Annotated in this window: 10 protein-coding genes; all 10 read left to right on the top strand. The window is 75.3% G+C overall.

What is annotated here, in order from left to right:
- On the top strand, positions 1-541 hold a 541-nt coding region (locus ACYVI6_RS17360), incomplete at its 5' end, for a GGDEF domain-containing protein (RefSeq protein WP_460447568.1).
- A gap of 57 nt (positions 542-598) precedes the next feature.
- Entirely contained in the window at positions 599-2,092 is a 1,494-nt protein-coding gene (locus ACYVI6_RS17355) for a malic enzyme-like NAD(P)-binding protein (protein WP_460447567.1), read from the top strand.
- A gap of 51 nt (positions 2,093-2,143) precedes the next feature.
- On the top strand, positions 2,144-2,479 hold the full coding sequence (locus tag ACYVI6_RS17350) for a VanZ family protein (RefSeq protein ID WP_460447566.1): 336 nt from the start codon (positions 2,144-2,146) through the stop codon (positions 2,477-2,479).
- On the top strand, positions 2,476-3,066 hold the full coding sequence (locus tag ACYVI6_RS17345) for a YqgE/AlgH family protein (RefSeq protein WP_460447565.1): 591 nt from the start codon (positions 2,476-2,478) through the stop codon (positions 3,064-3,066). Before ACYVI6_RS17350 ends, ACYVI6_RS17345 begins: the two co-directional genes overlap by 4 nt.
- A 108-nt stretch (positions 3,067-3,174) precedes the next feature.
- Positions 3,175-3,861 (top strand): Pr6Pr family membrane protein, encoded by a 687-nt coding sequence (locus ACYVI6_RS17340; RefSeq protein ID WP_460447564.1) that lies wholly within the window; start codon positions 3,175-3,177, stop codon positions 3,859-3,861.
- Positions 3,858-4,163: a DUF3039 domain-containing protein gene (locus ACYVI6_RS17335; RefSeq protein WP_460447563.1), complete on the top strand. Its 306-nt coding sequence runs from the start codon at positions 3,858-3,860 to the stop codon at positions 4,161-4,163. Before ACYVI6_RS17340 ends, ACYVI6_RS17335 begins: the two co-directional genes overlap by 4 nt.
- A gap of 107 nt (positions 4,164-4,270) precedes the next feature.
- The gene (locus ACYVI6_RS17330; protein WP_460447562.1) at positions 4,271-5,227 is read left to right on the top strand and encodes a zinc metalloprotease; all 957 of its coding nucleotides are present in this window, start codon (positions 4,271-4,273) and stop codon (positions 5,225-5,227) included.
- Positions 5,228-5,361: 134 nt separating this feature from the next.
- Positions 5,362-7,107 (top strand): DEAD/DEAH box helicase, encoded by a 1,746-nt coding sequence (locus ACYVI6_RS17325; RefSeq protein WP_460447561.1) that lies wholly within the window; start codon positions 5,362-5,364, stop codon positions 7,105-7,107.
- Positions 7,108-7,155: 48 nt separating this feature from the next.
- Positions 7,156-7,581 (top strand): thioredoxin, encoded by a 426-nt coding sequence (gene trxA / locus ACYVI6_RS17320; protein ID WP_460447560.1) that lies wholly within the window; start codon positions 7,156-7,158, stop codon positions 7,579-7,581.
- A 16-nt stretch (positions 7,582-7,597) separates the two neighbouring features.
- The coding region (locus tag ACYVI6_RS17315) for a helix-turn-helix domain-containing protein (RefSeq protein ID WP_460447559.1) at positions 7,598-7,879 on the top strand (282 nt) is incomplete at its 3' end.

The following is a 7,879-nucleotide window of genomic DNA, read 5'->3' as shown; positions in this document are numbered from 1 at the left end:
GCACGCCGCGACGGTGCTCGACCTGGCCGCCCACCACGACGCCCTGCGCGGCGAGCTCGGTGCGGCGCGGGTGGCCGCGACGTCCGACCCGCTCACCGGCGTCGGCAACCGCCGCGGCTGGGACGACGCGCTGCACCGCGCCCGCGAGCTGGTCGCCGACGGGACGCCGGTCTCGGTGGTGGCGATCGACCTCGACGGCCTGAAGCTGGTGAACGACACCGCGGGCCACGCGGCCGGCGACGAGCTCATCGTCGCGGCGGCCCGCGCCCTGCGGGACGGCGTGCGCGCCGAGCTCGACGTCGTGGCCCGGCTCGGCGGCGACGAGTTCGCGCTGGTGCTGCCCGGCGTCGGCGCCGCGCCCACGGTGATCGCGGCTCGGCTGCGGCGGGCGCTCGAGCGGGTGGTGACGCCGAGCGGGCTGCGGCTGCGCTCGTCCGTGGGTGCCGCGACCTGCCCGCCGCGCGGCGACCTCGACGACGCGGTGCGGGCCGCCGACGCCTCGATGTACGACGACAAGCGGGCGCGCCGGGGCGGTCGCTGACCGGGGCGGCCCCGGCGCGGCATGATGACCGGGCACCGCCGTCTCCGAGAGGTCGCCATGCCCGCCGCGCCGAGCGTCAGCTACTCCATCACCGTCCGCCTCGAGCTGCCGGCACGGCCCACCGCCGTCAGCGAGCTCACCGCGGCGGTCGAGCGGGGCGGCGGCATCGTCACCGCGCTCGACGTCACCGCGTCCGGCGCCTCGCGCGTGCAGGTCGACCTCACCTGCGCCGCCCGCGACGTCGGGCACGCGAACGACCTGGTCGAGCAGCTGCGGGCGCTGCCCGGCGTCGAGATCGGCAAGGTCAGCGACCGCACCTTCCTGATGCACCTCGGCGGCAAGCTGAGCGTCGAGTCGAAGGTGCCGATCCGCAACCGCGACGACCTCTCGCTCGTCTACACCCCCGGCGTGGCGCGGGTCTGCGTCGCGATCGCCGAGCACCCCGACGACGCCCGCCGCCTCACGATCAAGCGCAACACCGTGGCCGTGGTCAGCGACGGCTCGGCGGTGCTCGGCCTGGGCAACATCGGGCCGCTCGCCGCGCTGCCGGTCATGGAGGGCAAGGCCGCCCTGTTCAAGCGGTTCGCCGGCATCGACGCGTTCCCGATCTGCCTCGACACCCAGGACACCGACGAGATCGTGGCGGCCGTGAAGGCCATCGCGCCGGTGTTCGCCGGCATCAACCTCGAGGACATCAGCGCCCCGCGCTGCTTCGAGATCGAGGCCCGGCTGCGCCGCGAGCTGGACATCCCGGTGTTCCACGACGACCAGCACGGCACCGCGATCGTCGCCCTCGCCGCCCTCACCAACGCCCTGCGCGTCGTGGGCAAGCAGCTGGCCGACGTCCGCATCGTGATGTCGGGCGCCGGCGCCGCGGGCACCGCGATCCTCGACCTGTTCCTCTACGCGGGCGCGCGCGACGTCGTGGTGTGCGACGTGCACGGCGTCGTCGAGCCGTCGCGCCCCGACATCGAGCCCGGCTCGGCGCTGGCCCGGGTCGCCGCGATCACCAACCCGCGGGGCGTCACCGGCACCCTGCGCGGCGCCCTCGCCGGCGCCGACGTGTTCCTCGGCGTCTCGGCCCCCGGCATCCTCGACGGCGCCGACATCGCCACCATGGCCGACGACTCCATCGTCTTCGCGATGGCCAACCCCGATCCAGAGGTCGACCCGGTCGCCGCCGCCGAGCACGCCGCCGTCGTCGCCACCGGCCGCAGCGACTTCGCCAACCAGATCAACAACGTGCTGGCGTTCCCCGGCGTCTTCCGCGGCCTGCTCGACGCGCAGTCGACGACGGTCGACGCGGAGGTGCTGCTGGCGGCCGCCCGGGCGCTCGCCGCGACGGTCAAGGACGACGAGCTGAACGCGACCTACATCGTGCCGAGCGTCTTCCACCCCGACGTCACGAAGGTGGTGGCGGCGGCCGTGCAGCAGGCCGCCGAGCGGTCCGGAGCGGCCAGGCACCCGCACGCCCGGCCCGACGGCATCGCGCCGGCCGAGGCCGGCGCGGCGCTGGACGCCGCGCCCACCGAGCCGGCGCCCGCCTCCTGATCCGGGGCCTCCTGCGGACGCGGCCCGCGCGGCACGTGAGAGCGTGACGGGGTGAGCACCGGCACCCGCGACCGCCTGCTGCTCGGCGCCGCCGTCGTGCTGCAGCTCGCGGTGCTCTACGCCCCGCGGGCCCCCTCGACCGGCCAGTCGATCGGGCTCGACAAGCTGGTGCACGCCGCGGTGTTCGGGCTGGTCGCCCTCGCGGCGGTGCGCTGCGGGCTGCGCCCGGGGCCGGTGGCGCTGGTGCTGGTGGCGCACGCCGTGGTGAGCGAGCTGCTGCAGGGGCACGTGCTGCCGCACCGCAGCGGCGACCCGTGGGACGCCGTGGCCGACACCGCCGGCGCGCTGCTCGGGCTCTGGGCCGCGCGACGGGGGCGCGCGTCGTGAGCGAGCCGCTCGAGCTGCCCTCGGGGCTGCCGCCCGGCCGCCTCGTGGGACGCCTGCTGGTCGCCGCGCCCGCGCTGCGGGAGCCGACGTTCGCCCGCACGGTGGTGCTGCTGCTCGACCACGGGCCCGAGGGCGCGCTCGGCGTGGTGCTGAACCGGCCGATGCAGGTCGAGGTCTCGGTCGTGCTGCCGCCCTGGCAGCCGCACGTCACCGCCCCCGGGGTGCTGTTCGAGGGCGGCCCGGTCGCGCTCGACTCCGCGCTCGGGCTGGTCGGCGTGCCCGGCGACGCCCCCGAGCCGGCCGGCGTCCGCCGCATCGCGGGCTCGCTGGCACTGGTCGACCTCGACACCGAGCCCGCCGACGTCGTGACGGCGCTGACCGGCGTCCGGGTGTTCGCGGGGTACGCCGGGTGGTCGGGCGGGCAGCTCGAGCGCGAGGTCGACGAGGGGTCCTGGTACGTCGTCGACGGCGAGCCCCGCGACCCCTTCACCGACGCGCCCGACGACCTGTGGCGCACCGTGCTGCGCCGCCAGCCCGGCGACCTCGCCTACCTCGCGACGTACCCCCAGGAGCCCGAGCACAACTGACCCCTCCCGCCGAGATGCGAGTACCGGTTCACGCGCGAGGCCCTCGCTGAACCGGTACTCGCATCTCGGCGGGGAGTCGCGGACGGGGGACGGGCTAGGGTCGCGGCCGTGACGGCAGCGGGGTGGCAGCGCGAGCAGGCGTGGACGCCGGGGCGCGGGTGGCACGCGCTGACCGCGCTGGTCGCGCTCGGGTCGCTGCTGCTGCAGCTCGTGCTCGTGGTCGGGCAGGACGGCGGCCCGGGGCTCGGCACCCGCCTGATCCGGTTCGTCGGCTACTTCACCGTGCAGAGCAACCTGCTGGTGCTGCTCTCGACCGGCCTGCTCGCGCTGCGCCCGGCGCTCGACGCGTGGTGGCTGCGGGTGCTGCGGCTCGACGCGATCGCCGGCATCGCCGTGACCGCCGGGGTGCACGCCGTCGTGCTGCGCCCGCTGCAGGACCTGCACGGCGCCGACCTGGTCGCCGACACCGGGCTGCACGTCGTCGTCCCGGCGCTCGCGGTGGTCGGCTGGCTGGCGTGCGGCCCCCGGCGGCGGGTCGACGTCGGCACGGTGGTGCTCGCGCTGGTCTGGCCGGTGGTCTACGTCGCGGGCACGGCCCTGCACGGTGCGGTGAGCCACTGGTACCCCTACCCGTTCACCGACGTCGACGAGCTGGGCTACCCGACGGTGCTGCGCAACGCGGCCGGCGTGCTGGTGCTGCTGCTGCTCGTGTGCCTGCTGCTGCTGGGCGTCGACCGCGTGCTCGGCAGCCGCCGTCCGCCGCGCGAGGTGCCCACCTACACTGCACGCTCATGAGCACCCTCGACCCCTTCGACGAGCCGGGCCGGCCCAGCGGCCCCGGCGGCCCCGGCACGCGCACCGCGACCATCGAGCGCGAGCAGGTCGAGGAGCAGACCGCGGAGCCGGGCGACCACGAGCGCTTCGCGCACTACGTGCGCAAGGAGAAGATCCTGGAGAGCGCGCTGTCCGGCGAGTCGGTGATCGCGCTGTGCGGCAAGGTCTGGGTGCCCGGCCGCAACCCCGACCGGTTCCCGGTGTGCCCGATGTGCAAGGAGATCTACGAGGGGCTGCGGGCGCCGGAGGACGGCGGCGAGTAGCCGCCACTTGACCAACTTCTTACCGTTCGTCCCTTCTCGACGGGACGACGAGCGGGTACGTTCCGCTCAGCCCGCGGCCTCCCGGCGCGGCTGACCGGAGGAGTCACATGCCCCGTCCCACCAGGCTGCTCGCGCCGCTGGCGCTCGGTGCCGCCCTGCTCGCCGCCCCCACCGCCGGGGCGGCCGTCGCCTCGGCCCCCGCGCTGCCCGGTGCCGCGAGCGCGACGTCGTGCCTCGAGCGCACCGGTGCCGTCGGCACCCGGCACGCCGGGCAGCGCGCCGACGCGAACGAGCTGACCGCCGCCCAGGTCGCCGCGATGGAGCGCTCGTTCGACCGGACGCTGGCCGCCAAGGGCCTGACCCGCGGCACCGCCGTGGCCCGCAGCGCCGCGAAGCCGTCGGCGGCGTTCACCGCGACCGTCGTGCCGGTCTACGTGCACGTGATCACCAGCGGCACCCGCGGCAAGGTCACCGCCACCCAGATCAGCAACCAGATCTCGGTGCTCAACGCGGCCTACAGCGGCACCGGCCTGTCGTTCAGGCTGACGTCGACCGACACCACGAACAACGCCGCCTGGTACGACCTGGCCGAGGGCAGCAGCGCCGAGAAGGCCATGAAGACCGCGCTGCGCAAGGGCGGCAAGAACGCGCTCAACCTCTACACCGCGAACCTGCAGGACGACCTGCTCGGCTGGGCGACCTTCCCCTCGTCGTACAAGGCCAAGCCCGCGATGGACGGCGTGGTCGTGCTCGACGCCTCGCTGCCCGGCGGCAGCGCCACGAACTACAACCAGGGCGACACCGGCACGCACGAGGTCGGGCACTGGGCCGGGCTCTACCACACGTTCCAGGGCGGCTGCTCGGGCTCGGGCGACTCGGTCAGCGACACCCCGGCCGAGGCCTCGCCGGCGTTCGAGTGCCCCACCGGCCGCGACACCTGCACCGCCCCGGGCACCGACCCGATCCACAACTTCATGGACTACACGTACGACTCCTGCATGAACACGTTCAGCGCCGGCCAGCGCACCCGCATCCAGCAGCAGTGGACGGCGTACCGGGCCTGATCGACCGGCATCGACCGGCATCGACCGGCACGGACCGGCGTGACCGACACGCGATAGCACGACCCCGAGGCCCCGCGGAGCACCGCGGGGCCTCGGCACGTCGCCCGCCGGATCGGGCTACCGTGATGCCACCGATGACTGCTTCCACCGACTCCGCCGCGCCCTCGTCCGTGCCGGGTACCCGCACCCGGCTGCGGGCCTGGCAGGCCGAGGCGATCGAGCGCTACGAGGTCGCCGACCCCGAGGACTTCCTCGTCACGGCCACCCCCGGTGCGGGCAAGACGACCTTCGGGCTGACGCTGGCGCTGCGGCTGAAGAGCCGCCGGCTGATCGACCGGGTGATCGTCGTCGCCCCGACCGACCACCTGCGCACCCAGTGGGCCGACGCCGCGGTGCGGACGGGCCTCGTGCTCGACCCGAACCTGCCGAACTCCGTCGGGCCGGTGCGGGCCGGCGCCGACGGCTACGTCACGACGTACGCGCAGGTCGCGGCGCACCCGCTGCTGCACCGCCGGCGCACCGAGAACAAGCGCACGCTGGTGATCCTCGACGAGGTGCACCACGCGGGCGACTCGCTGTCGTGGGGCGACGCGGTCACCGAGGCGTTCGACCCGGCCCGCCGTCGCCTCTCGCTCACCGGCACCCCGTTCCGCACCAAGCCGACCGAGCGCATCCCGTTCGTGCGCTACGTGTCGGCCGGCCCGGGCGAGCTGATGAGCGAGGCCGACTACGCCTACGGCTACCGCGAGGCGCTCGCCGACCACGTGGTGCGGCCGGTCGTGTTCGCGGCCTACTCCGGCGTCAGCCGCTGGATGAACAGCGCCGGCGAGGTGCTGGCCGCCCGGCTCGGCGAGGACAACACCAAGGCGGTCGAGGAGGCCGCCTGGCGCACCGCGCTCGACCCCGCGGGCGCCTGGGTGCCGCACGTCATCGCCGCCGTCGACGACCGCATCACCCACCTGCGCGAGCAGGGCATGGCGGACGCCGCCGGGCTGATCCTCGCCTCCGACCAGGACGCCGCCCGCGCCTACGCCAAGATCGCCCGCAAGATCACCGGTGAGGCGCCGCTGGTGATCCTCAGCGACGACCCGAAGGCCAGCCGGAAGATCCACGACTTCGAGCACGGCGAGGCCCGGCTCGCGGTGTGCGTGCGCATGGTCAGCGAGGGCGTCGACATCCCGCGCGCCGCCGCGCTCGGGTTCCTCACGTCGTACCGCACCCCGCTGTTCTTCGCCCAGGCCGTCGGCCGCGTCGTCCGCGCCCGCAACCCGCGCGAGACCGCCACCGTGTTCCTGCCCGCCGTGAAGCCGCTGCTGGCGCTCGCCGCGGCGATGGAGGAGCAGCGCGACCACGTGGTGCGCATCGCCGGGCCGGCGAGCGACGACCTGGACGCCGTCGAGCCGGCCGAGCGCGTCGAGTCCGAGGGCGACGTCGGCGAGTTCACCGCGCTGGAGGCCGAGGCCGAGTTCGCGCACGTGCTGCACGGCGGCCGGGCCATCGTCGCCGAGGCCCGCCCGCTCGGCGCCGAGGAGGAGGACTACCTCGGGCTGCCCGGCCTGCTGACGCCCGAGCAGACGGCGGCGCTGCTGGCCTCGCGCGACGTGCACCTGCGGCGGCGCACCAGCGGGCTGCGCGAGGCCGACGCCCTGGCGGCCGCCGAGCCGCCGCCCGTCACCGACGCGCCGCAGTCGTGGCGCGAGGTCGAGGCGCTGCGCCGCGAGGTCAACAAGCTGGTGTCGCAGGTGGCCGCGCGCACCGGCCGCAAGCACGCCGAGATCCACGTGCAGGTGCGCCGCGAGGTGCCCGGCCCGCCGTCGGCCAGCGCGTCGATCGACGTGCTGATGCGCCGCCGCGACCACCTGCTCGCCTGGGCCGGCTGACCTCCGCGGGGCTGGAACACGACGGGGGGCCCTCGCGTTGAGGGGTGCATGGCAACGCGTGCGATGACCCTTGAGAACCACGACCAGACCGTCGAGGACGGCATCGTCCTGATCGACTTCTGGGCCGACTGGTGCGGCCCGTGCCACCGGTTCGCGCCGGTGTTCGAGGCGGTCAGCGAGGCGAACCCCGACGTGACCTTCGCGAAGGTCGACACCGAGTCCGAGCAGGAGCTGTCGGCCCGCTACCAGGTGTCGTCGATCCCGATGCTCGTGGTCTACCGCGACGGCATCCCGGTGTTCGGCCAGCCCGGCGCCGTCCCGCAGCCGGCGCTCGAGGACCTGCTCAAGCAGGTGCGCGAGCTCGACATGGACGCCGTGAAGGCCGAGTACGGCCAGCGGCTCGCCGAGGCCCAGCAGCAGCAGGCGCAGCCGGCGCGCAGCGGCCGCTCGGCGACGGACCCGACCGCCTTCTGAGCACTAGCGTGGCGGGGTGAGCCCGCCCGGTGACACCACGGCCCCGGCCGAGCGCGAGCCCGAACGCTCGCAGACGCTCGACCGGGGCCTCGCCGTGCTCGGGCTGCTGGCCGAGCGCGAGCACGGCGCGACGGTCAGCGAGCTGGCCGCGCTGCTCGGGGTCGCCCGGCCCGTCGTCTACCGGCTGCTGGCGACGCTGGAGCACCGGCAGCTCGCGACCCGCGGCGCCGACGGCCGCGCCCCCCTCGGCCTCGGCGCGCTGACGCTGGCGGCCCGGGTGCAGCCGCTGCTGCGCGAG

This window comes from Angustibacter aerolatus (assembly GCF_054776675.1).
This window is presented reverse-complemented; position numbering and strand designations above follow the sequence as displayed.

What these genes read in the sequence shown, in the direction of transcription:
- ACYVI6_RS17335 (WP_460447563.1), top strand. Translation starts at nt 3,858, where the DNA reads ATGAGCACCCTCGACCCCTTCGACGAGCCGGGCCGGCCCAGCGGCCCC.
- ACYVI6_RS17355 (WP_460447567.1), top strand. Translation starts at nt 599, where the DNA reads ATGCCCGCCGCGCCGAGCGTCAGCTACTCCATCACCGTCCGCCTCGAG.
- ACYVI6_RS17325 (WP_460447561.1), top strand. Translation starts at nt 5,362, where the DNA reads ATGACTGCTTCCACCGACTCCGCCGCGCCCTCGTCCGTGCCGGGTACC.
- ACYVI6_RS17330 (WP_460447562.1), top strand. Translation starts at nt 4,271, where the DNA reads ATGCCCCGTCCCACCAGGCTGCTCGCGCCGCTGGCGCTCGGTGCCGCC.
- trxA (WP_460447560.1), top strand. Translation starts at nt 7,156, where the DNA reads ATGGCAACGCGTGCGATGACCCTTGAGAACCACGACCAGACCGTCGAG.